Origin of the sequence: Streptomyces sp. LMG1-1-1.1 (assembly GCF_040815545.1) — a bacterium.
Classification (GTDB): Bacteria; Actinomycetota; Actinomycetes; order Streptomycetales; family Streptomycetaceae; genus Streptomyces.
The window spans coordinates 15258-38144 of sequence record NZ_JBFPNH010000013.1; the positions used below are offsets into that span (position 1 = coordinate 15258).

General features: G+C 73.2%; 15 protein-coding genes. 5 read left to right on the forward strand and 10 right to left on the reverse strand.

Annotated features, from left to right (window positions below; translation table 11 throughout):
• Positions 1 to 38: 38 nt before the first annotated feature.
• From MRBLMG1_RS04860 to MRBLMG1_RS04875, 4 genes are all read right to left on the reverse strand, one after another.
• On the reverse strand, positions 39 to 1511 hold the full coding sequence (locus MRBLMG1_RS04860) for an NCS2 family permease (RefSeq protein WP_367821064.1): 1473 nt from the start codon (positions 1509 to 1511) through the stop codon (positions 39 to 41).
• Positions 1512 to 1855: 344 nt separating this feature from the next.
• Positions 1856 to 4243: a xanthine dehydrogenase family protein molybdopterin-binding subunit gene (locus MRBLMG1_RS04865; protein WP_367821066.1), complete on the reverse strand. Its 2388-nt coding sequence runs from the start codon at positions 4241 to 4243 to the stop codon at positions 1856 to 1858.
• A 2-nt stretch (positions 4244 to 4245) separates the two neighbouring features.
• Positions 4246 to 4833, reverse strand: coding sequence for a (2Fe-2S)-binding protein (locus tag MRBLMG1_RS04870; protein WP_017238277.1), 588 nt, complete (start codon positions 4831 to 4833; stop codon positions 4246 to 4248).
• Positions 4834 to 4835: 2 nt separating this feature from the next.
• Positions 4836 to 5726 (reverse strand): FAD binding domain-containing protein, encoded by an 891-nt coding sequence (locus MRBLMG1_RS04875; RefSeq protein WP_367821069.1) that lies wholly within the window; start codon positions 5724 to 5726, stop codon positions 4836 to 4838.
• Between the two features lie 309 nt (positions 5727 to 6035).
• Here MRBLMG1_RS04875 and MRBLMG1_RS04880 point away from each other — a divergent pair, with 309 nt between their 5' ends.
• Complete coding sequence (locus MRBLMG1_RS04880; protein WP_367821071.1) at positions 6036 to 7733, forward strand: PucR family transcriptional regulator; 1698 nt, start codon at positions 6036 to 6038, stop codon at positions 7731 to 7733.
• A gap of 289 nt (positions 7734 to 8022) precedes the next feature.
• The gene (locus tag MRBLMG1_RS04885) at positions 8023 to 8811 is read left to right on the forward strand and encodes a hypothetical protein (protein ID WP_367821073.1); all 789 of its coding nucleotides are present in this window, start codon (positions 8023 to 8025) and stop codon (positions 8809 to 8811) included.
• 93 nt (positions 8812 to 8904) lie between these two features.
• Here MRBLMG1_RS04885 and MRBLMG1_RS04890 read toward each other — a convergent pair whose 3' ends face one another.
• Both MRBLMG1_RS04890 and MRBLMG1_RS04895 read right to left on the reverse strand, forming a co-directional pair.
• Positions 8905 to 10575, reverse strand: a complete 1671-nt coding sequence (locus MRBLMG1_RS04890) for a WD40 repeat domain-containing protein (RefSeq protein ID WP_367821075.1) — start codon at positions 10573 to 10575, stop codon at positions 8905 to 8907.
• A 245-nt stretch (positions 10576 to 10820) separates the two neighbouring features.
• Positions 10821 to 11696, reverse strand: a complete 876-nt coding sequence (locus MRBLMG1_RS04895; protein WP_367821077.1) for a GntR family transcriptional regulator — start codon at positions 11694 to 11696, stop codon at positions 10821 to 10823.
• Positions 11697 to 11887: 191 nt separating this feature from the next.
• Here MRBLMG1_RS04895 and MRBLMG1_RS04900 point away from each other — a divergent pair, with 191 nt between their 5' ends.
• Together MRBLMG1_RS04900 and MRBLMG1_RS04905 are read left to right on the forward strand one after the other, a co-directional pair.
• Positions 11888 to 12754: a (2Fe-2S)-binding protein gene (locus MRBLMG1_RS04900; RefSeq protein ID WP_367821079.1), complete on the forward strand. Its 867-nt coding sequence runs from the start codon at positions 11888 to 11890 to the stop codon at positions 12752 to 12754.
• A gap of 204 nt (positions 12755 to 12958) precedes the next feature.
• A complete protein-coding gene (locus MRBLMG1_RS04905; RefSeq protein WP_367821081.1) occupies positions 12959 to 14065 on the forward strand; it encodes a DUF2637 domain-containing protein in 1107 nt (368 codons plus the stop codon).
• A 42-nt stretch (positions 14066 to 14107) separates the two neighbouring features.
• Here the strand turns inward: MRBLMG1_RS04905 and MRBLMG1_RS04910 are convergent, their stop codons facing one another.
• The 4 genes from MRBLMG1_RS04910 to MRBLMG1_RS04925 all read right to left on the reverse strand — a co-directional run bounded on the left by MRBLMG1_RS04910 (position 14108) and on the right by MRBLMG1_RS04925 (position 21671).
• Positions 14108 to 14515: an ATP-binding protein gene (locus MRBLMG1_RS04910; RefSeq protein WP_367821083.1), complete on the reverse strand. Its 408-nt coding sequence runs from the start codon at positions 14513 to 14515 to the stop codon at positions 14108 to 14110.
• 67 nt (positions 14516 to 14582) lie between these two features.
• Positions 14583 to 16325, reverse strand: a complete 1743-nt coding sequence (locus MRBLMG1_RS04915) for a pyruvate dehydrogenase (RefSeq protein ID WP_367821085.1) — start codon at positions 16323 to 16325, stop codon at positions 14583 to 14585.
• Between the two features lie 27 nt (positions 16326 to 16352).
• Positions 16353 to 17759, reverse strand: coding sequence for a protein phosphatase 2C domain-containing protein (locus tag MRBLMG1_RS04920; protein WP_367821087.1), 1407 nt, complete (start codon positions 17757 to 17759; stop codon positions 16353 to 16355).
• 138 nt (positions 17760 to 17897) lie between these two features.
• Complete coding sequence (locus MRBLMG1_RS04925; RefSeq protein ID WP_367821089.1) at positions 17898 to 21671, reverse strand: S8 family peptidase; 3774 nt, start codon at positions 21669 to 21671, stop codon at positions 17898 to 17900.
• A gap of 232 nt (positions 21672 to 21903) precedes the next feature.
• On the opposite strand from MRBLMG1_RS04925, the gene MRBLMG1_RS04930 reads away from it, so the two are divergent.
• Positions 21904 to 22887 carry a helix-turn-helix domain-containing protein gene (locus MRBLMG1_RS04930; RefSeq protein ID WP_367821091.1) on the forward strand — a complete coding sequence of 328 codons (984 nt, stop codon included), beginning with the start codon at positions 21904 to 21906 and terminating at the stop codon, positions 22885 to 22887.

Genomic DNA, 22887 nt, shown 5'->3' on the forward strand with positions numbered 1-22887 from the left:
GGTCTCCTTGCGGTGTGGGGAGGGCGGGAGGTCGGACGTCAGCTGACGCCGAGCCAGCCCTCGATCGGGTGAAGGGCGAAGAACACGATGAAGATCGCGGTCAGGCACCACATGAACGCACCGACCTCGCGCGCCTTGCCCTGCGCCACCTTGATGACGGTGTAGGCGATGACGCCGGCCGCGACGCCCGGGGTGATGCTGTAGGTGAACGGCATCAGTACCACGGTCAGGAACACCGGGATCGCGACGGAGCTGTCGCCCCAGTTCACGTGCTTGGCGTTCATCATCATCATCGCGCCGATGACGACCAGGGCGGCGGAGCCGACCTCACGGGGCACGATCTGGGTGATCGGCGTGAAGAAGAGGCAGGCCGCGAAGAACAGGCCGGTGATCACCGAGGAGAAGCCGGTACGGGCACCCTCGCCGACGCCGGTGGCGGACTCCACGAAGACCGTCTGGCCGGAGGCGCCGGAGACGCCGCCGATCGCGCCGCCCGCGCCGTCGATGAACAGCGCCTTGGACAGGCCGGGCATCCGGCCCTTGTCGTCGGCGAGGTTCGCCTCGGTGCCGACACCGATGATGGTGGCCATGGCGTCGAAGAAGCCGGCGAGCACCAGGGTGAAGACGATCACGCCGACCGTGATGTAGCCGACGTCGCCCCAGCCGCCGAAGTCGACGTCGCCCATGAGCGAGAAGTCGGGGCTGGAGACCGCGCTGCCCTTGAGCTCCGGGGAGCCGTTGGCCCAGGAGCCCGGACCCTTGGCCGGGATGTCCGCGACCGCGTTGACGATCAGCGAGATGACGGTGCCGGCGACGATGCCGATGAGGATCGCGCCCGGGACCTTGCGGGCCTGGAGGGCGAAGATCGCGAGCAGGGTGACGGCGAAGATCAGGACGGGCCAGCCGACCAGCTCACCGCCGGCGCCGAGGGTGACGGGCGGACCGAACTGCGGACCCGCGCCGACGAAGCCGGCCTTGTTGAAGCCGATCAGCGCGATGAAGAGGCCGATGCCGATGGTGATGCCGTGCTTGAGCGGCAGCGGGATGGCGTTCATGATCATCTCGCGGAGACCGGTGACCACCAGGAGGCAGATCACCAGACCGTAGACGACACACATGGCCATGGCCTGCGGCCACGTCATCTGGGGCACGACCTGGGTGGCGAGCACACCGGAGACGCTGAGTCCCGCCGCGAGGACGAGCGGCACCTTGCCGACGAAGCCCATCAGCAGGGTGGTCACCGCCGCCGCGAAGGCGGTCGCCGTGATGACGGCCGAAGAGGCGAGGACGTTCTTCTCGACGTCCGGACCCCCGAGGAGGATCGGGTTGAGCAGGAGGATGTACGCCATCGCCATGAAGGTGGTGACGCCGCCGCGGATCTCCGTCGCGACGGTGGATCCTCTCTCCGAGATGTGAAAGTACCGGTCGAGCCAAGAGCGGCCGGCGGGGACGTTGGAGCCGGAGCCCGCGTCCTCCGATGCGGTCTTGGGCTCCACAGACGACTGGGTCATGGGGCCTACTCCCAAGGTTCAAAGGGGCACCCGCATCAGACTTCGAAGGTTTCTGATCTGGTGAAGCTGCGGGATTTGGGATGCTGCGTGGGCTGCACGACCCGGGGGACGGCCCGAGGCGAACGGGGTTAATCGGTACTGCGTTACTGCGGATGCTGCGGTTGATGCGGTTACTGCCGGTGGTGCGGGTGGTGCCGGCGGTGCGGGTGGTGGCTTTCGAGCGGGGGCGGTGCGGTGGTGCTTTTCGAGCGGGTGATGCGGGGTGGTGCTGAGGGGTTACTCCGGGCGGTGCGGGCGGGGGGAGGTGTGACGTTCCCTGGGAGGCACGTACCGCCCGGAGAGTCCTAGAGGGTGCCGGTGAGGGCCTCGGGGCGGACCGGCGTCTTGTTGAGCTCCAGGCCCGTCGCGGCCCGGATCGCCGCGAGGACGGCCGGGGTGGACGACAGGGTCGGGGCCTCGCCGATGCCCCGGACGCCGTACGGCGCGTTGGGGTCGGCCAGTTCGAGGTAGTCGACCGGGATGGTCGGCGTGTCGAGGATGGTCGGGATCAGGTAGTCCGTGAAGGAGGGGTTCCTGACCTTCGCCGTCTTCGGGTCGACGATGATCTCCTCCATCACCGCGACGCCCAGGCCCTGGGTGGTGCCACCCTGGATCTGGCCGATCACGGAGAGCGGGTTGAGCGCCTTGCCGACGTCCTGGGCACAGGCCAGTTCGATGACCTTGACCAGGCCGAGCTCGGTGTCGACCTCCACCACCGCGCGGTGCGCGGCGAAGGCGTACTGGACGTGGCCGTCGCCCTGGCCGGTGACGAGGTCGAAGGCCTGGGTCGGACGGTGCCGCCACTCCTCCTCGACCTCCACGGCCTGGTCCTCCAGGACGTCCGCGATGCTCGCGAGGGCCTCGCCGTTGTCGGTGACGACCTTGCCGCCCTCCAGGAGGAGTTCGGCGTTGGCCCACGCCGGGTGGTACGAACCGAACTTGCGCCGGCCGATCTCCAGGACCTTCTCGCGGACGATCCCGCAGGAGTTCTTGATGGCGCCGCCGGTCATGTACGTCTGGCGGCCCGCGGAGGTCGAACCGGCCGAGCCCACCTGGGTGTCGGCGGGGTGGATGGTGACCTGCTGGACGCCGAGCTCGGTACGGGCGATCTGGGCGTGGATCGTGACACCGCCCTGGCCTACCTCCGCCATGGCGGTGTGGACCAGCGCGACGGGCTCGCCGTTGATGACCTCGAGACGGATCTTGGCGGTCGAGTAGTCGTCGAAGCCCTCGGAGAAGCCGACGTTCTTGATGCCGACCGCGTAGCCGACGCCCCGCACCACGCCCTCGCCGTGCGAGGTGTTGGACAGGCCGCCCGGCAGTGCGCGGACGTCCGCGCCCTCGCCGGCGGTCTCCCACTGGCGCTCCGGCGGCATCGGGCGGGCCTTGACCATGCGGAGCAGCTCGGCGACCGGGGCCGGCGAGTCCACGACCTGGCCGGTCGGCATGATCGTGCCCTGCTCCATGGCGTTGAGCTGGCGCAGCTCGACCGGGTCCATGCCCAGCTTGGCCGCGAGCTTGTCCATCTGGGCCTCGTAGGCGAAGCAGGCCTGGACCGCGCCGAAGCCGCGCATGGCGCCGCAGGGCGGGTTGTTGGTGTAGAGGCCGATCGCCTCGATCTCGACGTCGTCGATGACGTACGGGCCGACCGAGAGGGAGGAGGCGTTGCCGACGACCGACGCCGTGGACGACGCGTAGGCGCCGCCGTCGAGCACGATCTTGCACTTCATGTGCGTGAGCTTGCCGTCCTTGGTGGCGCCGTGCTCGTAGTAGAGCTTCGCCGGGTGCCGGTGGACGTGCCCGAAGAAGGACTCGTACCGGTTGTAGACCATCTTGACCGGCTTGTCGGTGCGCATCGCGAGCAGCGCGGCGAGGATCTGCATCGAGATGTCCTCGCGGCCGCCGAACGCGCCGCCGACGCCCGCCATCGTCATGCGGACCTTCTCCTCGGGCAGGCCGAGGCAGGGGGCGATCTGCTTGAGGTCCGAGTGCAGCCACTGGGTGGCGACGTACAGGTCGACGCCGCCGTCCTCGGCCGGTACGGCGAGGCCGGACTCCGGGCCGAGGAAGGCCTGGTCCTGCATGCCGAAGGTGTACTCGCCCTTGACGATGACGTCGGCGCGCTTGGCGGCCTCGGCCGCGTTGCCGCGGATGATCGGCTGGCGGTGCACGATGTTGGGGTGCGGGACGTGACCGGAGTGGTGGTCGTCGCGGCCCTCGTGGACCAGGATCGCGTCCGGAGCGGTGGCCGAGGCCTCGTCCGTGATGACCGGGAGCTCCCGGTACTCGATCTTGATCTTCGCGGCGGCGCGGCGGGCGGTCTCCGGGTGGTCGGCGGCCACGAGGGCGACCGGCTCACCGTGGTGACGGACCTTGCCGTAGGCGAGGACCGGGGTGTCCTGGAACTCCATGCCGTAGTTCTTCGCGGCCGGCAGGTCCTCGTGCGTCATGACGGCGTAGACGCCGTCCATCGCGAGGGCCTCGGAGGTGTCGATGGACACGATCTCGGCGTGCGCGAGGGTGGACCGGAGGACCTGGCCCCACAGCATGTCCTCGTGCCACATGTCGGAGGAGTAGGCGAACTCGCCGGTGACCTTCAGGGTGCCGTCGGGGCGGAGCGTGGACTCGCCGATGCCGCCCTTGACGTGGTTCTGGGTGACGTCGCGGGGGATGCCCGTGGTGGTGCCAGCCATGATCAGACCGCCTCTCCCTGACGGGCGGCCGCGAGGCGGACCGCGTCGAGGATCTTCTCGTAACCGGTGCAGCGGCAGAGGTTGCCGGAGAGCGCCTCGCGGATGTCCGCGTCCGTCGGGGACGGGTTGCGCTCCAGCATCTCGTCGGCCGCGACCAGCAGACCGGGGGTGCAGAAGCCGCACTGGACGGCGCCCGCGTCGATGAACGCCTGCTGGATCGGGGAGAGTTCGACGCCCTCGCCGGTCTGGGAGTCCTGACCGGGCTTGGCCTCCCACTTCTTGGCGGCGTCGAGCGAGGTGCCGCAGGCGCCGGAGGCGCAACCGGCGTGCTCCGCGCGCTCCTTGGCGAAGTCGGCGAGGCCCTCGACCGTGACGACCTCGCGGCCCTCGACCTGGCCGGCGGCGACGAGGCAGGAACAGACCGGCACGCCGTCGAGGCGGACCGTGCAGGAACCGCACTCGCCCTGCTCGCAGGCGTTCTTGGAGCCGGGCAGACCCAGGCGCTCACGCAGGACGTAGAGGAGGGACTCGCCCTCCCAGACGTCGTCGGCTTCCTGCGGACGACCGTTGACCGTGAAATTGACGCGCATGGTTATGCAGCTCCCTCAAGCGTGCGGCCGGTGCCGCGGTACTGCTCCCAGGTCCAGCCGAGCTGGCGGCGGGCCATGATTCCGACGGCGTGGCGGCGGTACTTGGCGGTGCCTCGGACGTCGTCGATCGGGTTGGCGGCGCCCGAGCAGAGGTCGGCGAACTGCTTCGCGATCGACGGGGTGATGATCTTGCCGTTGTCCCAGAAGCCGCCTTCCTCCAGAGCCGCGTTGAGGAAGTTCTCGGCTTCCTTGGCGCGGATCGGGGTCGGCGCGGCGGAGCCGATGCCGGTGCGGACGGTACGGGTCTCGGGGTGCAGGGCCAGGCCGAAGGCGCAGACGGCGATGACCATCGCGTTGCGGGTGCCGACCTTGGAGTACTGCTGGGGGCCGTCCGCCTTCTTGACGTGGACGGTCTTGATGAGTTCGTCGGGCTGGAGCGCGTTGCGCTTCACGCCCGTGTAGAACGCGTCGATCGGGATGAACCGGCTGCCGCGCACGGACTCGACCTCGACCTCGGCGCCTGCGGCGAGCAGGGCCGGGTGGGCGTCGCCGGCGGGCGACGCGGTGCCGAGGTTGCCCCCGACGCCGCCGCGGTTGCGGATCTGCGGGGAGGCGACCGTGTGGGACGCGAGTGCCAGGCCCGGCAGTTCGGCCCGCAGGTTCTCCATGATCGCGGTGTACGGAACAGAGGCGCCGAGCCGGACGCTCTCCTCGCCGACCTCCCACTCGCGCAGCAGCTCGATACGGTTCAGGTCCAGGAGGTACTCGGGCCGCCGGTGGTCGAAGTTGATCTCGACCATGACGTCGGTGCCGCCTGCGATCGGCACGGCCGTGGGGTGCTCGGCCTTGGCGGCGAGCGCCTCCTCCCAGCTGGCGGGGCGAAGGAAGTCCATGGTGGCTCTCTTCTAGTGATTCTGGTGATCGGGGGTCGAACGGTGGGGCCCGGGGGGACGGCCGGCGGCCCTCGACATCGTGTTCATGTGCTGTTCACGCGGTGTGTGGCCTAGTACACAAGCCCACGATCGTCCGGGTGCAGTCACCGAAAACATGAAGGAGTTGGCTGGTGCCCTTCGTCGTCTTGTAGATTCGAACGAAAGGCGGGAAACAGAAACCTCTCTGTTTTCCCCTGGAAACGGTGGCACCACGCCACCGTCGACAACGCGACACCCACCCTCACCCAACGAAGGAACGGCGGCGACACGATGCGGCTGCGCGCACTGCTGGAGAACGACGCGCTGGGGCTGCGCCTGCTCGGCGGCGAGGACGAGCTCGACCGGACCGTCCGCGGCGTGATGACGACGGACCTCAAGGATCCCAGCAGGTACCTGTCGGGCGGCGAGCTGGTGCTGACCGGCCTCGCCTGGCGGGCCGACCCGTCCGACGCCGAACCCTTCGTCCGGATCCTGGCCTCGGCCGGGGTCGCCGCCCTGGCGGCCGGCGAGGCCGAGCTCGGCGACATCCCGGACGATCTCGTAGAGGCGTGTTCTCGCCATCGGCTGCCGCTCTTCGCGGTCAACGAGTCCGTTGCGTTCGCGACGATCACCGAACACGTTGTTCGACAGGTGTCCGGCGAGCGGGCCGGCGACCTGGCGGCCGTCGTGGACCGGCACCGGCGGCTCATGACCTCGGGACCGGCGGGCGGCGGCCCCGAGGTCGTCCTCGACCTCCTCGGCTCCGACCTGGACCTGCGCGCCTGGGTCCTCTCCCCCACCGGCCGCCAGATCGCAGGCGCGGGAGAGCCCCTGGAGCCCGGTCTCGCGGCCACCCTGGCCGGTGAGCACCTGGCCGCCACCCGGACGGGCCGGCGCGGCCCGCACCGACTGAGCGCCGCCGGGGCGACGTACTCGCTCTTCCCGATCCGCAACACCGGCCGCGGCGCCGCTCCGGCCTCCCGGGACGTGCGCGAGACGGTCCTGTCGGACTGGCTGCTCGCCGTCGAGGCGGACGCCGGGGACTGGCCGGCCGCCCGGCTCGACCTGCTCCAGGGCGTCACCCAGCTGATCGCGGTCGAGCGGGACCGCCGCGACGCGGCCCGCACGGTGCGCCGCCGGCTGGCCCAGGAGGTCCTCGAGCTGGTGCAGACGGGCGCCGCGCCCGCCGAGATCGCGGCCCGGCTGCGGGTCGCCGCCCCGGTGCTGCTGCCCGGGCTCGGCACGGCCCCGCACTGGCAGGTGGTCGTGGCCCGTGTGGAGTGGGAGCAGGAGGCCGGCCAGAGCCCCGCCGTGGACGGCGGGCCGGTCGCCCAGGCGCTCCTGGAGGAGATCCTGGTCGACCCGGCGACCGTGGGGGCCGAGTCCGCCGACCGGATCGCGGTGGCGCACAGCGGCGACGAGGCCATCGCCCTGGTCCCGCTGGCCGCGGGCCCGCTCCCGGACAGCGAGGACGAGGGCCCGGCGACCGCGCTCGGCCTGCACGCGGACGCCCTGCTCGCCGCCGTACGGGCCCCGCTCTCGGCCGGGCTCTCGGACGACGGGCGCCTCACGCTCGGCGTCAGCGCGGCCGTGGCCTCGGCGGAGGGGCTCCGGGGGGCCCTGGAGGAGGCCCGGCACGCCCGCCGGGTCGCCGCCGCGCGCCCGGGCCGGGTCTGCGCCGCCGGCCACCACGAGCTGGCCTCGCACGTCCTGCTGCTGCCGTTCGTCCCGGACGACGTCCGCCGCGCCTTCACGGCCCGGCTGCTCGACCCGCTGCGGGACTACGACCGGCGTCACCGGGCGGAGCTCATCCCGACCCTGGAGGCCTTCCTGGACTGCGACGGCTCCTGGACGCGCTGTGCGACCCGCCTGCACCTGCACGTGAACACGCTCCGTTACCGGGTGGGCCGCATCGAGCAGCTCACCGGCCGTGACCTCGCCCGTCTGGAGGACAAGCTCGACTTCTTCCTGGCCCTGCGGATGAGCTGATCCACTTCGCACGGATTCACCCTTTCGATGGAGTCCGAAGGAGTGACGTCCGGGCTGGTGGGGGCCCGTCGGCCGGGTCGGCCGACGGGCCGTGCGAGGGCCTGATCCCGGGCCCGGCGGCGATCTGACGGCTTGTCGGCCGCTGCCCGGACGGCGGCGGCCGCACTCCCCGGACTCTTGTGAATTCTTTCACCTGACCCCTTGGCCAGGTGCTGCCCATGTGCTGAGATGCGGGTCTACTCAACAGCTCAATGGCGCGCTCGGGGAGGGCAATGTGGCGGACACCGCCATGTCTGGTTCCGAATCAAGGGGTGGCGAAACTCCGTCCCTCGCCTATGGCAAGGAGACCCCCGTGGAGACCGCCATATGGCGGCTCCGCTCCCGCGGGTGCTGGACGGACGCGGCCGCGCTGCTCGCGCCGCGCGCCACCGAACCCGCCGTCGCACTCGAACGGGCCGCGCTGCTCATCGAGCGCTGCCTCTACACCGAACAGGGCTGGGCCGACGCCGAGGAGGCGCTGCGGGCCGCCGAGGCGGTCGCCCGCACCGACGAGGAGCGGGGGGCCGCCGCCTGCGAACGCGGCTATCTCGCCTACGCCTCCACGCTGTTGGGGGTACGCGACCGGGCCGACGAGGCGCGGATGGCGCTGGGTCGGGCGGCGGCGCTGATCGCCCCCGACGCCGAGGGCCGGCCGCTGCTCGACCTGCGGCGCGGGCTCGTCGCGCAGAACCTCGGCGACTCCCCGGAGGCGGCCCGTGCCGCGTACCGCAGGGCGCACGCGGGGGCGACCGCCCGGGGGGACTCGCTGCTGCTCTCCTCCACCTGGCGCCATCTCGCCGGACTGGCTTTACGGGACGGCGAGTTGGCGGAGGCGCGGCACGGCTTCGCCGAGTCGCTGCGGATCCGCGAGGAGCTGGGCTACCTGGTCGGCACCGCCCCGGCGCTCACCGCCCTCGCCGACACCGAGACGGAACCGGAGGCCGGCCGGCTGCGGGCCGAGGCCCGGCGCCTCTTCCGCCTCCTCGACGGGGTGCCGACCTGGCTGTCGGCCCAGCTTTCGCCCCGGACCGCGACCTGAAGTCCCGTACGGTCCGGGACCGTTGAAGGGGTGAGGGGTGGTACCGCGGCGCGTCCGTCGCGGTACCACCCCTCGACCATGCGCGGCCTGAGGCTACTTGGGCACGAGGCAGATCAGGCTCTCGTCGGTCCCGACGACCAGGGCGCCCGCTCCCGTGACGGCCACCGCGCGGATCGGGGGCCCCGGACGGAAGGACGACTTCGGTCCGCCTTCCGGGCGGTGGAGTTCGACGAGTCCGTCGGCCCAGGCCGCGGCGACCAGAGGGCCGTGCGGGGTCTCCGTCGCGTGCAGGGAGACGACCGGGGAGGGGCGCTCGGCGAGCGGTTCGGGACGCGGATCGCGGCCCGGGGTCCAGAGCCGCACCGTGCCGTCCGCGCCGCCGGAACAGACGAACGGGGTCTCGGAGTCGACCGCCGCGACCGCCGTGACCCGGCCGCTGTGCGAGGCCGCCTGGTGCAGCCCGGTGAGACCGAAGGCATGCACGGAACCGAGCCGGTCCCCCACCACCACGGAACCCGCGATGGCGGCGAGGGCCGTGCCCGGGTGCCGGGCCAGGGTCGCCGACACGGCCTCGGTGAGGCGCTCCAGGTACGGGGCCCGGGGCGCGGTGCCCCGCACGGTGTGCAGCCTGCCCCGGTCGTCGAGGAGCAGCACCGTGCCGTCGGGGGCGGGCGCGAGTGCGGTGACCCGGCCGGGGACCGTGTGCGCCAGGCGTCCGGCCGGGCTCGCGTCCGCCTCGTGGAGCAGCCGTACGGCGCCGGTGCGGTCGCCCACGAGCAGCGTCCCCTCCAGCGGACCGCCGGCCGAGCCGAGCACGGTGACCGGGCCGGGCCAGGGCGGCGTCAGGTCGCCCCGGTGGCGAGCCCACCTGAGCCGCCAGGGCGCGCCCTCCGCGAGTTCCTCGAGCGCGGGGCGCAGCCGGGGGTCGGCTCCGTCGCCGAGTGCGGCGAGCAGCACCGACGCCCGTTCCGCCGGGGGCTGTTCGCGGCAGAGCGACTGCCCGGCGCGCATCCACGCGGCGCGCAGCCCGCCGTGGTCGTCCGCGGTGCCCTCGCCGGGCCGGGCGGGGGCCTCGGGGCCGTCGAGGGTGCCGGGCACGCCGGCGGGGGCGGCGCCGGTGACGTACCCGGTGGTGACGAGCAGCGGGTCGGCCACGCAGACCGCCACCGGGTCGGAGAGGTCGGGCAGCGGCCGGGCCGCGGGCTCCACGGGGAGGACCTCGCCGGGTACGGGGTCGCCGTCCAGGTCCACGAGCGTGACCCGTCGTTCGGCGCGGAGGACCGCCGGGGCGGGGCTGCCGCTCCTGGCCTCGACCACCAGGCGGATCCTGCCCACGCCCGCGAGCTCCCCGATCAGCCGGGTGAGTTCGGCCGGCTCGGCCGCCGCGTGCAGGTCGGTCAGGAGCAGGACGGCCCGTCCCGCGGGCCGCGCCTCGCTGGTGGCGAGCGCGTGCACGAGGTCGCCGGGTGACTTCGCCACCACGCCGAGCCGGTCGGCGATCGTCCACGCGGCGCCGAGCACGCTCTGCCCGGCCAGCGGCACGAGGATCCGGCCGGTCCGCCGTCGCGGCCGGCCGGCCCGGGGGCCGTACGCGGCGAACCAGCCGAGCAGGGCCGTCTTCCCCGCGCCCGCCGCACCGGTGACCACGCACAGCCGCGGCGCCTCCGGGTCGGTCAGCCAGCCGAGCAGGGCCGCGGCCTCGGCTTCCGTACCGGTGACGGGTCGGCGTCCGTCCCATGCCGAGGACGGGGTCACGGACGTCATGGAGCACCTCACGGGCAAGACGGTGCGGGCGGCTGACGCCTCCGACTCTAGTCGCCCCGGCGTCCGGGAGGACCTGGTCGATCGAGCCCGGTCCGGGCGACGCCGGACGGGCCGCGGGGCGCCTCGCCGCTCTGGCCGGGTTCACGGCCCGACCGGCCAGGCCCTGTCCGGAAAGCGGCGCCGTCACGCCCGCCGGGCCAGGCCGGAGATTCCCGACACCCCCTAGGCGCCACGCGGCCGTTCGCTCAGCCGTCCGCTCCGGCGAAGTGCTCGCGTACGAGCGACTGGACGACGGTGAGGTCCTGGGCGATCAGGGCGTCGAGGAGGGCGGTGTGCTCGGCGGCGTCGGCGACGAGGTCGCCGTGGCGGAGGGCGGGGGCGCTGATCAGGGGCCACTGGGAGCGGCGGTGGAGGTCGTCGGCGACGGTGAGCAGCTGGGTGTTACCGGCGAGGGAGAGGACGGCCCGGTGGAAGGCCCGGTCGGTCTCGGCGTAGTGGGCGCGGTCGCCGCGGGCGGCGGCGGCCGCGGTCGCCTCGGCGAGCGGCCTGAGTTCGGCCCAGCGGGCGGCCGGGACGGTGCGGGCGAGCCGGAGCATGACGGGGACCTCGATGAGCGCCCGGACCTCGGCGAGCTCGGCGAGCTCGCGCGGGGTGCGCTCGGTGACGCGGAAGCCGCGGTTCGGCACGACCTCCACGGCGCCCTCGACGGCCAGTCGCTGCATGGCCTCGCGCACGGGTGTGGCCGAGACGCCGAAGCGTTCGGCGAGGGCGGGGGCGGAGTACACCTCGCCCGGTACGAGCTCGCCGCCGACGAGGGCGGTGCGGAGGGCGTCGAGGATCTGTCCGCGCACGGAGTGCCGCCGCACCTCGCGGGGGGCGGTGGCGTGGGTGTGCTCGCCGCGGGCGCCCGGGGCGTCGTCCGCCGGCGCCGCGCCCGGGGTGCGGGCGGGACCGCGGGTGTAGCGGCCGGCGCGGGTGTCCTCCGTCGCACGGGTGTACGCGGTCCGGCCGGGGCGTCCGGCGTCGTCCGCGCTCCGGCCCTGCTCCGGTACGCGTGCCGGGTCGCCGAAGGGCGGGGACGGTCGGTCCGCCGCCCGCTCGCGCGCTGCGCTCTGCTCCACCCGGGTCCTCCTGGGGCCTCGTGCCGGGCCCGGCTCGCGTGGGCCGGGTCCTCTGTGCACCATAGGCGAACGGATCGGCGTCGCGGGGGTGAGGGGCTGCCCCGCAGGTGGGGCGGCCGCGGTGGTGAGAGATGATCCCCAATCGGGTAAGGTAAGGCTAACCTCCTTACGATCGCGATTCGGTGGTCCGCATGACCGTCCCCGCCTTGTTGCCCGCTCCGCCCGCCTCGCCCGTCGCCGCCTCCTACGCACGACTCGCCGAGGCCTTCTCCGGCCTGCGGATAGAGGAACCGGCCCGGGGCGAGCGGCTGCCGCGCGGCGCGGGCTGGGTGGGCGCGGACGAGCTCGCGACCGGGGGCCCGGCCCTCGACGCCTTCCTCGCCTGGGACAACGCGCAGGTGCTGCGCGACTACGGCGCCCAGGCCCGCCCCGACGTCGTCGCGAGCTTCGGACTGCACCGCTACGCCTGGCCCGCCTGCCTCCTCGTCACCGTCCCGTGGTTCCTGCACCGCCGGGTGCCCCGGCTGCCCGCCGGGAACGTCGCCTTCCAGCGGGCGCTCGGCCGGATGTCGGTCCGGGTGGACGAGTTCGCCTGCCTGCCGGGAGACCCCGCCGCCGCCCTGCCCGGCGCCCGGATCGTCGCCGACGAGGAGGCGCTGCGGGCCGAGGTCCGCGCCTCGCTCGCCGAGCACTTCGAGGCGGTCCTCGGCGGCTTCGGCCCCCGCATGAGGCGCGGCCGGCGGGCCCTGTGGGGCATGATCACGGACGAGATCGTCGAGGGCCTCTGGTACGTCGGCGCGCTGCTCGGCGAGGAGCGGCGGGCGATGGAGGAACTCGAACTCCTCATGCCGGGCACGCCCAAGCCGTACAAGCCGTACGCCGGCGCGGCGGGCTTCCGCGAGCTGGCCGGGTCCGAGGACGCCGACGGCGCCCCGCGCGCCACCCGCGACCGGGCGACCTGCTGCTTCTTCTACACGCTGCGCCCCGAGGACACCTGCCTCACCTGCCCGCGCACCTGCGACGCCGAGCGGGTCCGCCGACTGGCCGCGACCGCCTGAGGCTCCCGGGTGATTACGCCACCCGCACGGGTGGCGTAAATCGAACTCAATTCCCGTTCCCTGTATGTGCGTTCGACCAGATCGCACCTATTCGTATGCCGTGGGCCCCCGATGGCGTGCTCTTGCCCGGAAACCCCTTGAGCACCGCACGGGGTCGGCCAGTATGGGCCGCCAAACGCCCTACTGCGATGCAAGGGACACCGCATGAGACTGACCGACATATCGCTGGACTGGCTGCTTCCGGGTGGCGTGATGGTGGCCGGAGTCCTGACGGCGGTGGCGGTGCTCGCGCGCGGGAAGCGCGCCGGTGACCAGGCCGCGGCCGAGGACTCCTGGGAACGCAGCGAGGAGCGCCGCAGACGCAAGGAAGCGGTCTACGGCACCGCGTCCTACGTCCTCCTCTTCTGCTGTGCCGCGGTCGCCGCGGCGCTCTCCTTCCACGGCCTCGTCGGCTTCGGCCGGCAGAACCTCAACCTCGCCGGGGGCTGGGAGTACCTCGTCCCGTTCGGCCTCGACGGCGCGGCCATGTTCTGCTCGGTCCTCGCGGTGCGCGAGGCCAGCCACGGCGACGCGGCCCTCGGCTCGCGGCTCCTGGTCTGGCTGTTCGCCGGCGCGGCGGCCTGGTTCAACTGGGTCCACGCGCCGCGCGGTCTGGGCCACGACGGCGCCCCGCAGTTCTTCGCGGGCATGTCCCTCTCGGCGGCGGTCCTCTTCGACCGGGCCCTGAAGCAGACCCGCCGGGCGGCGCTGCGCGAGCAGGGCCTGGTGCCCCGCCCGCTGCCGCAGATCCGGATCGTCCGCTGGCTGCGGGCTCCCCGCGAGACCTTCGCCGCCTGGTCGCTGATGCTGCTGGAGGGCGTACGGACGCTCGACGAGGCGGTCGACGAGGTGCGCGAGGACCGGCGGGAGAAGGAGCAGAACCGGATCCGACGGCGCGACCAGGTCAAGCTCGACCGGGCACGCCTCAAGGCGATCAACCGCCAGCACCGCGCCTTCGGGCTCGGCCGGGGCGGCGGCCGCCAGGTCGAGATGGCCGCGCTGAACGCCACGGCCGGTTCCGGCTCGGGTGCGGGCGCCGGGTCGGGCTCCGCGACGGCCGCCGTACAGGCCGCCGTCGCGGAGCCCGCCATAGCGGATCCCGGACAGCTGCCGCTTCGACCCCGGCCCTCCCTGCAAGCCGTGAGGGGCGCTGAGTCCCGCACGGGCGACTCCCGGACGGTGGACCTCACCGCCGAGGACGACACCCAGACGCTGCCCCGGCTCGACTCCCTGGAGCGCAAGCTCAAGGACCTGGAGCAGCAGTTCGGCTGAGCACGGATCGTGCGGAACCCGTAACACCGGTGGGGCCGCCTCTCAGGCGGCCCCACCGTTCAGTTCGAACCACACCACCTTGCCCACGCCGCAGTCCTCGACCCCCCACGAGTCGGCCAGCGCCTGGACGAGGACGAGTCCCCTGCCGTGCGTGCCGTCCTCGGGGGGCGGTGCGTGCGGCCTCGCCTCCAGGCCGGGGACGAAGTCCCGGACCTCGACCCTGAGCTGCTCGGGGACGACCGTCGCCATGACGACGGCCCCGTGGTCGGTGTGGACCAGGGCGTTGGTCACCAGTTCGCTGGTGAGCAGTTCGGCCACGTCGGAGGCGCCCGGACCGCCCCACTTCCGCAGCAGTTCCCGCAAGGCGTGCCGTACCTCCGGCACCGCGGTGAGATCCGTGCCACCCACTTTCCTGAGCAGTTGAGTCGGCTGTCGCGCCTCCCCGGCCATATCCCCCACCCACAGTCGTCGAACAGGCTCACGGGGATGCATGCCCCGCCGGGGCGCCCGCATTCCCTCAGGGCCGAGGCACGTTCCTGAGGTTGGAGCGGGCCATCTGGAGCATCCGGCCCACACCGCCGTCGAGGACGATCTTGCTGGCGGAGAGGGCGAAGCCGGTCACCATCTCGGCCTTGATCTTCGGCGGGATGGAGAGCGCGTTGGGGTCGGTGACGACGTCGACCAGGGCGGGGCCCTTGTGCTTGAAGGCGTCCTTGAGGGCGCTCGCCAGCTGCTTGGGCTTCTCGACCCGGACGCCGTACGCCCCGGCGGCGCGGGCGATGGCGGCGAAGTCGGGGTTCTTGTTCGTCGTCCCGTACGAGGGCATGCCGGAGACGAGCATCTCCAGCTCCACCATGCCGAGCGAGGAGTTGTCGAACACGACGACCTTCACGGGCAGGTCGTACTGGACCAGGGTGAGGAAGTCGCCCATCAGCATGGAGAACCCGCCGTCGCCGGAGAGCGAGACGACCTGCCGGTTCCGGTCGACGAACTGGGCGCCGATGGCCTGCGGCAGCGCGTTCGCCATGGAGCCGTGGGTGAACGAACCGATGATCCTGCGCCGCCCGTTGGGCGTGAGGTAGCGGGCCGCCCAGACGTTGCACATGCCGGTGTCGACGGTGAAGACGGCGTCGTCGTCGGCGAGTTCGTCGATGACGGAGGCCACGTACTCGGGGTGGACGGGGACGTGCTTCTCGACCTTGCGGGTGTACGCCCGGACCACGCCCTCCAGCGCGTCGGTGTGCTTCTTCAGCATCTTGTCGAGGAAGCGCCGGTCGGTCTTGGCGCGGACGCGCGGGATGACGCAGCGCAGGGTCTCGCGCACGTCGCCCCAGACGGCGAGGTCGAGCCGGGAGCGGCGGCCGAGGCGCTCGGACCGGACGTCCACCTGGACGATCTTGACGTCGTCGGGCAGGAAGGCGTTGTAGGGGAAGTCGGTGCCGAGCAGGATCAGCAGGTCGCACTCGTGGGTGGCCTCGTAGGCGGCGCCGTAGCCGAGCAGTCCGCTCATGCCGACGTCGTACGGGTTGTCGTACTGGATCCACTCCTTGCCGCGCAGGGCGTGGCCCACGGGCGACTTCAGCCGCTCGGCGAACTGCATCACCTCGGCGTGCGCGCCGGCCGTGCCGCTGCCGCAGAAGAGCGTCACCCGATCGGCCTCGTCGATCATCCGGACCAGCGCCTCGATCTCGCCGTCCCCGGGGCGGACGGTGGGCCGGGTGGTGACGAGCGCGGACCCCGACGCCTTCTCCGGGGCCGGCTGGGAGGCGACGTCGCCGGGCAGCGAGACGACGCTGACGCCTCCCCGGCCGACGGCGTGCTGGATCGCCGTGTGGAGCAGCCGGGGCATCTGCTGCGGGTTGGAGATGAGCTCGCTGTAGTGGCTGCACTCGCCGAACAGCTGGTCCGGGTGGGTCTCCTGGAAGTAGCCGAGGCCGATCTCGCTCGACGGGATGTGCGAGGCGAGGGCGAGCACCGGGGCCATGGAGCGGTGGGCGTCGTACAGGCCGTTGATCAGGTGCAGGTTGCCCGGTCCGCAGGACCCGGCGCAGGCGGCGAGGCCACCGGTGATCTGGGCCTCGGCGCCCGCCGCGAAGGCCGCCACCTCCTCGTGCCGCACCTGGATCCAGTCGAGCTCCGGGGTGCGGCGGATGGCGTCGACGACCGGGTTCAGGCTGTCGCCCACCACTCCGTACATGCGTCGGACGCCCGCGCGCACGAGGATGTCGACGAACTGTTCCGCCACGTTCTGTTTGGCCATGGCTCCATCAACACACGGCCCGGCGCGTTACGCCTCCCAGACGGCGGCCCCCGTGCGGTCGTCGGCGTAGCCGGTCACCCTCAGCTGGGTGTCGGCGAGGAAGGCGGCCAGGCCGGGGGGTTCCCGGTCCGTCCAGCGGTCCGCGAGGGCGTGCGCGAGGGCGGGTTCGCCGCGCATCGGCTCGGCGAGGCCCGGCGAGGCGAGGAGCAGGGTGTCGCCGGGGCGGGCGACGGAGGCCCGGAACCGGAACGGCTCGGGCGGCGGCACCGGTTCCTCGATGACCGGCCCGGGCGCGGTCGTGATGCCGAGGTCCATGGTCAGCCGGTCGCCCTCCTCGGTGGCCTCCGCGACCGGCGGCGGTGAGCCGAAGCCGAGGACGGGTGCGCCGACGGCGACCGGTTCGGGCAGGAGCGGTTCGAGGTCCTGCCACGCGCCGTCGCGGAGCCGGAACAGGCCGCCGCCGCCGATGCCGAAGAAGACCCGGGTGCGGCACTCGGGGTCGGCCGGCACGAGCAGGCAGCGCAGGGTCGCGGTGTACTCGTCGGGGGCGAGGCCCCGTTCGGCGGCGCGCGTCCTGAGCTTGCCGTACGTGCGGTCGGTGAGCCGGTGCAGACCGGACTTGAGGTCGCCGCGGCGGCCCGACCTGATGTCCTCGGAGAGCCGGGCGTGGCTGCGGCAGACGGCCTCGGCGATCCAGTGGCAGGCGTCGGCGGCGGCCAGGTGGGCGTCCTCGGCGGCGCGGGAGCCGGCGGCGACGGCGACGAGGACGAGCGCGGTCTCGTCGTGGCCGAAGCGGGCGGTGAGCAGGGCGTCGCGTCGGGGCTCGCCCCGGTAGCGGGCGGAGTCGCCGCGTACGGAGGCGGCGCGCAGCGTGCAGGTGCCGTACCGGGCGCCGTCGAGGACGGTGTCGGGGACCAGTTCGGCGAGCTCGCCGGGCCGGGCGACGGGCAGGGCGGTGGGCTCGGGCTCGTAGGTGGGCGGTCTGCTGCCGACGAAGCCGGTCCGCGGCCGGGGCAGGTCCACGGGCACGGAGACCTCGACGGTGAGGTCGGAGTCGGGGCCGGCCGCGGTGTCCGCTCCGGGGTCGGACGCCGGCTCGCCGGCCGCCGGCTCCGGCGGCGCGGGCACCTGGGCGGTGGGGGTCTCGACGGGCGGGTCGGCCGGGGGCGGCGGCGCCGGGAAGGTCCGCGGCCCCGCCTCGGGCACCTCCCAGGGCGCCCGGCCGGGTGCCGGAGGCGGCAGCGCGGGGAGCACGCCGTGCGCGGGCGGCGGCGGGTCCGGTGGCGGCGGTGGTGTTCCGCCCGGTGGGCCGGGTGCGGCGCGGGGCGCCGTGTCGAAGTGGTCGTCGAGCGTGTCACCCGAGACCGTCGGTGCCGTGTCCGGCGCCGCGTCGTCGTAGAGCTTGTCCCACCAGTTGTCCCCCTGCTGAGTCATGCCCTTATTGTCCACCGCTCGCGGCGCCCGAAAACGGGACATCAGGAAAACCGTTGCTGCGAACGGGTGGTCCGCGCAGGGGTGATCCGCCGGGCGGCCCCACCCCCCACGGGAAGGACGCCCGGCGGACCGGCGTGATCAGCGCACGTCGTAAGCGCGGACCACGGTCTGGGTGACGGAGTTGCCGTTGGCGTCCGTCAGTTCGGTCTTCAGTGTGACCTGCTTGCCGGTCGCGCCCGCGTGGTTCACGGTCGCGGTCCAGCCGCCGCCTTGCTGAGAGACCCGCGCTTCGGTCCAGGTCGTGCCGCCGTCGTAGGAGTACGAGAGCCTGGCCGAGGTGAGCGCAGCGGGGGTGTAGCCCGCGTGACCCGTCGCGGTGAGGCCGATCTGCTGGCCGTCGGTCGCGGCGAGGGTCTTGAGTCCGTCCTCCGGAAGGTCGTACCGGGGGAAGAGAATCGGGATGCCCTGAGAATAGACCGTCTCATCAAGCTTGGAGGTGAATTTCCATACCGAGTTGACGGAGGTGGAGCGGGCCCACACCTTGCTGCCGATCTTCATGGTGTTCTGTTCGAGGGTGTACGTCCCGGCTTCGGCCGGTGCCTCGAAGACGCCGAACGGCCAGCTGCTCTCGCCGAGGACCTCGCCGTCGCGGCTGAGCCGGACGTTGCCGATGTCGCCGAAGGAGCCGGGCACGGCGTAGTGGGTGCCGTCTCCCCACATGGCGTCGGCGAAGCCGATGAGGTTGCCCTGGCGCTCGGCGACGAGGACCGGCGCTCCGGTCGTGTCGCGCGGGGCGGTGGGGGCGAGGACGCCGTCGTACCACTTCTCGGTGCGCTTCTCGCCGGGGGGGTACGCGTGCGGGGTGGCGACCATGATCTCGCCGAACGGGAAGCTGCTGCCGACCATCGGTTCCCAGGTCGTGTCGCCGGCCGAGTAGTACTCGGTGCGGGTGCCGGGCGCGGGGACCGTCTCCAGCGAGCCGAAGCCGACGCGGACGCCGTCGGGGCGGCGCGCCGCCGGGAAGTCCACGAAGTCGGTGGCGATGCCCGCCGACCCGTAGGTGGAGTCCGAGCGGCCGAGTTCGCGGTCGTGGACGCGGTACGCCTTCTCGTCGCGGATCGCTCCGGACTCGGGGAACGCGAGGTTGTAGAGGTACGGGGTCTTCGCGGTGGCGTTCCAGGCGAGGTTGACCTCGCCGGCCGCCAGCCTGCCGAGGAGGGCGGTCGCCTCGTCGGCCGGGACGGAGAGGACCGGCAGGCCGAGCCCGGTGAAGCCGCCGCTCGGGTACCAGCGGCCGGGGGCCGAGTGGTACGTGACGACGGCGACGGCGCCGGCGGCCTTGGCGTTGCGGGCGAGGGTGCCCGCGGCGGTGGAGTCGTCCGGCAGTCGGACGAGGGCGACGCGGCCCTGGACACCGGCGGCCTTGAGCTCGTCGGGGGTGCCGGTCCCGGCGTCGACGAGGCGGGCGGAGCCGGTGCCGTCCAGGTTGTCGGAGCCGATGGAGGCAGTGAGCGGGTGCAGGGTCAGGCCGTCGGCGGTGCGCAGCGAGGTGATCTGCGGGGCGGCGGCCCTCCAGTAGCTGCCGAACTCGAAGTCGCCCTCGTCGGACCGGCCTTCGACCGAGGCGTAGTAGCCGCGGATGGTGCGCGGGCCGGAGGCGGTTCCGGCGTGCAGCCAGAAGCCGTCCCAGGAGCGGGCGAACGCGAGGGTGGCGCCGCGGAGTTCGGTGGCCTTGTCCGTCCGCACCGACAGCTTGTGGGCCTTGCTGGCGTCGAGGACGACGGTGGTGTCCTTCTTCAGCTCCAGCTGCGGGCGGCCGAGGTAGCTCAGCGAGTCGTTCATCGTGGCACCCTCGCCCGCGTCGGGCGTGGTGACGAAGGAGGAGAGGAAGTAGCTGCCGGGGCGCAGGCGGTAGACCTGGTCGGCGGCTCCGTCGTTGAAGCGGCGCTCGCCGCTCGCGTCGTCGGTGCCGATGACGTCGAGGGAGGAGGCGCCGGCCGCCGACTTGCCCTGTCGGTCGATCAGCTTGACGCGCAGGGTGACCGTCTCGGGCTCGACGTGGAGCGAGAACGGGGTGGAGACGTGGATGCCGCCGGGGCCGGTGGCGAGGACGCGGCCGGTGACGTCGCCGTACTGGGCGCGCTCCAGGCGGGCGTCGGGGGCGATGTCCAGCGGAACCTGGACGGTGGCGCCGGCCGGGACGGTGACGGTGCGCGCGCCGAGGCGGGCGACGGTGGACCGGACGGCGGAGCCGTCGTTGCCGGTCACCTTCTCGACGGCGAGCCGCAGGGTGACGGGGGCGTCGGAGGTGTTGGTGTACGGCACGGAGACCGTGGTGCGGTCGCTCTTGTCCTGCGGCCAGTGGTAGGTGCCGGCCTGGACGGCGGGGGCGCCGAGGACCGTCTGGTCGATCGCGGCCTTGACGTCGAGCCGGCCGCCGCCGACCTCGCGGACGTCGCCGGGGAGGTCGCTCTCGGCGGAGGAGACGAGGGCCGCCTTGATCTGCTGGGCGGTCCAGTCGGGATGGCGCTGCTTGACGATGGCGGCGGCGCCCGCGACGTGCGGCGTGGCCATCGACGTACCGGACATGGACTGGTAGGCGGACACGCCCCGGCCGCCCGCCGCGGCGGCGGAGATGCCGACGCCGGGCGCGGCTATCTCGGGCTTGAGGGTGTGGTGGACGATCGTCGGGCCGCGGCTGGAGAACCAGGCGGTGGAGTCGTCGCGGTCGGTGGCGCCGACGGTGAGCACACCGGGGGCGCAGCCGGGCGAGGAGACCGTGTTGAGCGTCGGGCCCGAGTTGCCGGCGGCGATGACGAACAACGTGCCCTTGTTCCGGGCGAGTTCCTCGGCGGCGACGCTCATCGGGTCGGTGCAGTCGGTGGGTACGGAGCTGCCGAGGCTCATGGAGACGACGTCGGCGCCCTGGGCGACGGCCCACTCCATGCCGGCGATGATCCAGGAGGCGGCGCCGGAGCCGGAGTCGTTGAGGACCTTGCCGTTGAGGAGCTGGGCGCCGGGGGCGACGCCCTTCTTCCTGCCGCCGCTCGCGGCGCCGGAGCCGCCGACGGTGGAGATGGTGTGGGTGCCGTGGCCCTGGTGGTCGCCGGTGGTGTCGGAGTCGGTGAAGTTCTCCGAGGCGGCGATGCGGCCCTTGAGGTCGGGGTGTTCGGCGTCGGCGCCGGTGTCGAGGACGGCGACCTTGGTGCCCGTGCCGTCGTAGCCGTCGGCCCAGGCCTCGGGGGCGTGGACCTGCTTCGTCGACTGTTCCAGGGTGGCCTCGACCTTGCGGTCGAGCCAGAGCTTCTTCAGTCCGGCCGCGGAGCGGGCGCCGGGGGCCTTGATCTCGGCCCAGAAGGTGGCGGCCTGCTTCTTCTCGGCCGTGAGGGCGACGCCGTCGACGGCCTTGAGGACCTGGCCGCGCCGCGCGCCGCGCGGGGCGGCGGGCACGGAGCGGGCGAGGTCGGAGCCGTAGACCGCGATGAGGGGCAGCGTGGTGGTGGCCGCGTCGTCGTAGCCCTGGCGGACGAGGCCGGTGACGTTGAAGAGCTCTTCGTCGACGCGCCCGGCGGCGAGCGCGTCGGTGGCGTCCTCGGGGTAGACGTACAGGTCCTGGCCGGAGCGGCGGGTCTGGACGAAGGGGACGGTGCCGTCCTCGCGCGGGAGGACCGTGGCCGCCGGGTCGCCCTGGGCGTCGCGGGTGACCAGGACGCGGTCGCCGGTGACCAGGGTCACCGTGGCGGCCCGGCCGTCGGCACCCTTCCCGGCGCGGGCCGCGGCCTCGCTGCCGACCAGCGGTCGCTTGCCGGTCGTGTCGTCCTGCGGCGCGTCGGCCATGGACGGCGCGACCGCGGTGACGGCCAGGACGGCGGCGGTCGCCGCCCCCAGGGCCGTACGCGAAATCGGGCGCATCGCTCTCCCCATCTGAATCCGGAAAAAGGGCGCGAAAGGCCCTTCTCCGAAGGCTGTTGGTGCTGCGGTGGCGCCACATTGGCAGAGGTGAGGGCGGTGCAGGGATGATGGGCGAGGCGGGAATGCGCCGTGGCCGTTTCCCGCCAGGTCACCAACGGAACGAATGCCTCCGGTGAACGTCCCGGAAAGATCGGGACCGCCCACCGGCGGTACGGCGAGGGGTGGGGCATCCATGCTGGGAGCGATAGGACTCGACGAGCGCCAGGAGTCCGCGTACCGGGCCCTGGTCGCGCTGGGCGCCGCCGAGGTCACCGATCTCGCGCACCGGCTCGCCCTGCCCGAACAGGACACCGAGCGGGCCCTGCGCCGGCTCGAGTCGCAGGGGCTCGCCGCCCAGTCCTCGGCCCGCACCGGACGGTGGGTGGCGGCGCCGCCCGGGGTGGCGCTCGGCGCGCTGCTCACCCAGCAGCGCCACGAGCTGGAGCAGGCCGAACTGGCGGCGGCGCTGCTCGCCGAGGAGTACCGCGCGGAGGCCGAGGGCATCGCCGTGCACGACCTGGTGGAGGTGGTGACCGGCGCGAGCGCGGTCACCCACCGCTTCCTCCAGCTCCAACTGGGCGCGACGGAGGAGGTCTGCGCCCTCGTCACCGGCAAGCCGATCGCGGTCACCGGCCTGGAGAACGACGCCGAGGAGCAGGCGGCCGGGCGGGGCGTGCGCTACCGGGTGGTGATCGAGCGCGAGGTCCTCACCCTCCCGACCGGGCTGCTCGAACTCTCCGCGGCGCTCGGCCGCGAGGAACTCATCCGCGTCGCCGACCGCGTCCCCACCAAGCTGGTGGTCGCCGACCGGTCCCTGGCCATGGTCCCGCTCACCGGCCGGGGCGCCGAGCCCGCGGCCATCGTCGTGCACGCGAGCGGGCTCCTCGAATCGCTCATGGGCCTCTTCGAGTCGGTCTGGCGGGACGCCCTGCCGCTGCGCCTCGGGGCCGGCGCGCAGATCACCGAGGACGAGGCGCCGGGCCCGGACGGCATGGACCTGGAGATCCTGTCGCTGCTGCTCGCCGGGATGACCGACGCCAGCGTGGCCAAGCAGCTGGACCTGGGGCTGCGGACCGTCCAGCGCCGGGTGAAGGGGCTGATGGAGCTGAGCGGGGTGACCACCCGGCTCCAGCTGGGCTGGCACGCGTACGAGAAGGGGTGGGTGGCCCGCCGCTGA

What these genes read in the sequence shown, in the direction of transcription:
- MRBLMG1_RS04885 (WP_367821073.1), top strand. Translation starts at nt 8,023, where the DNA reads ATGTCTGGTTCCGAATCAAGGGGTGGCGAAACTCCGTCCCTCGCCTAT.
- MRBLMG1_RS04900 (WP_367821079.1), top strand. Translation starts at nt 11,888, where the DNA reads ATGACCGTCCCCGCCTTGTTGCCCGCTCCGCCCGCCTCGCCCGTCGCC.
- MRBLMG1_RS04915 (WP_367821085.1), bottom strand. Translation starts at nt 16,325, where the DNA reads ATGGCCAAACAGAACGTGGCGGAACAGTTCGTCGACATCCTCGTGCGC.
- MRBLMG1_RS04920 (WP_367821087.1), bottom strand. Translation starts at nt 17,759, where the DNA reads ATGACTCAGCAGGGGGACAACTGGTGGGACAAGCTCTACGACGACGCG.
- MRBLMG1_RS04910 (WP_367821083.1), bottom strand. Translation starts at nt 14,515, where the DNA reads ATGGCCGGGGAGGCGCGACAGCCGACTCAACTGCTCAGGAAAGTGGGT.
- MRBLMG1_RS04875 (WP_367821069.1), bottom strand. Translation starts at nt 5,726, where the DNA reads ATGGACTTCCTTCGCCCCGCCAGCTGGGAGGAGGCGCTCGCCGCCAAG.
- MRBLMG1_RS04905 (WP_367821081.1), top strand. Translation starts at nt 12,959, where the DNA reads ATGAGACTGACCGACATATCGCTGGACTGGCTGCTTCCGGGTGGCGTG.
- MRBLMG1_RS04890 (WP_367821075.1), bottom strand. Translation starts at nt 10,575, where the DNA reads ATGACGTCCGTGACCCCGTCCTCGGCATGGGACGGACGCCGACCCGTC.
- MRBLMG1_RS04925 (WP_367821089.1), bottom strand. Translation starts at nt 21,671, where the DNA reads ATGCGCCCGATTTCGCGTACGGCCCTGGGGGCGGCGACCGCCGCCGTC.
- MRBLMG1_RS04865 (WP_367821066.1), bottom strand. Translation starts at nt 4,243, where the DNA reads ATGGCTGGCACCACCACGGGCATCCCCCGCGACGTCACCCAGAACCAC.
- MRBLMG1_RS04930 (WP_367821091.1), top strand. Translation starts at nt 21,904, where the DNA reads ATGCTGGGAGCGATAGGACTCGACGAGCGCCAGGAGTCCGCGTACCGG.
- MRBLMG1_RS04870 (WP_017238277.1), bottom strand. Translation starts at nt 4,833, where the DNA reads ATGCGCGTCAATTTCACGGTCAACGGTCGTCCGCAGGAAGCCGACGAC.
- MRBLMG1_RS04860 (WP_367821064.1), bottom strand. Translation starts at nt 1,511, where the DNA reads ATGACCCAGTCGTCTGTGGAGCCCAAGACCGCATCGGAGGACGCGGGC.
- MRBLMG1_RS04880 (WP_367821071.1), top strand. Translation starts at nt 6,036, where the DNA reads ATGCGGCTGCGCGCACTGCTGGAGAACGACGCGCTGGGGCTGCGCCTG.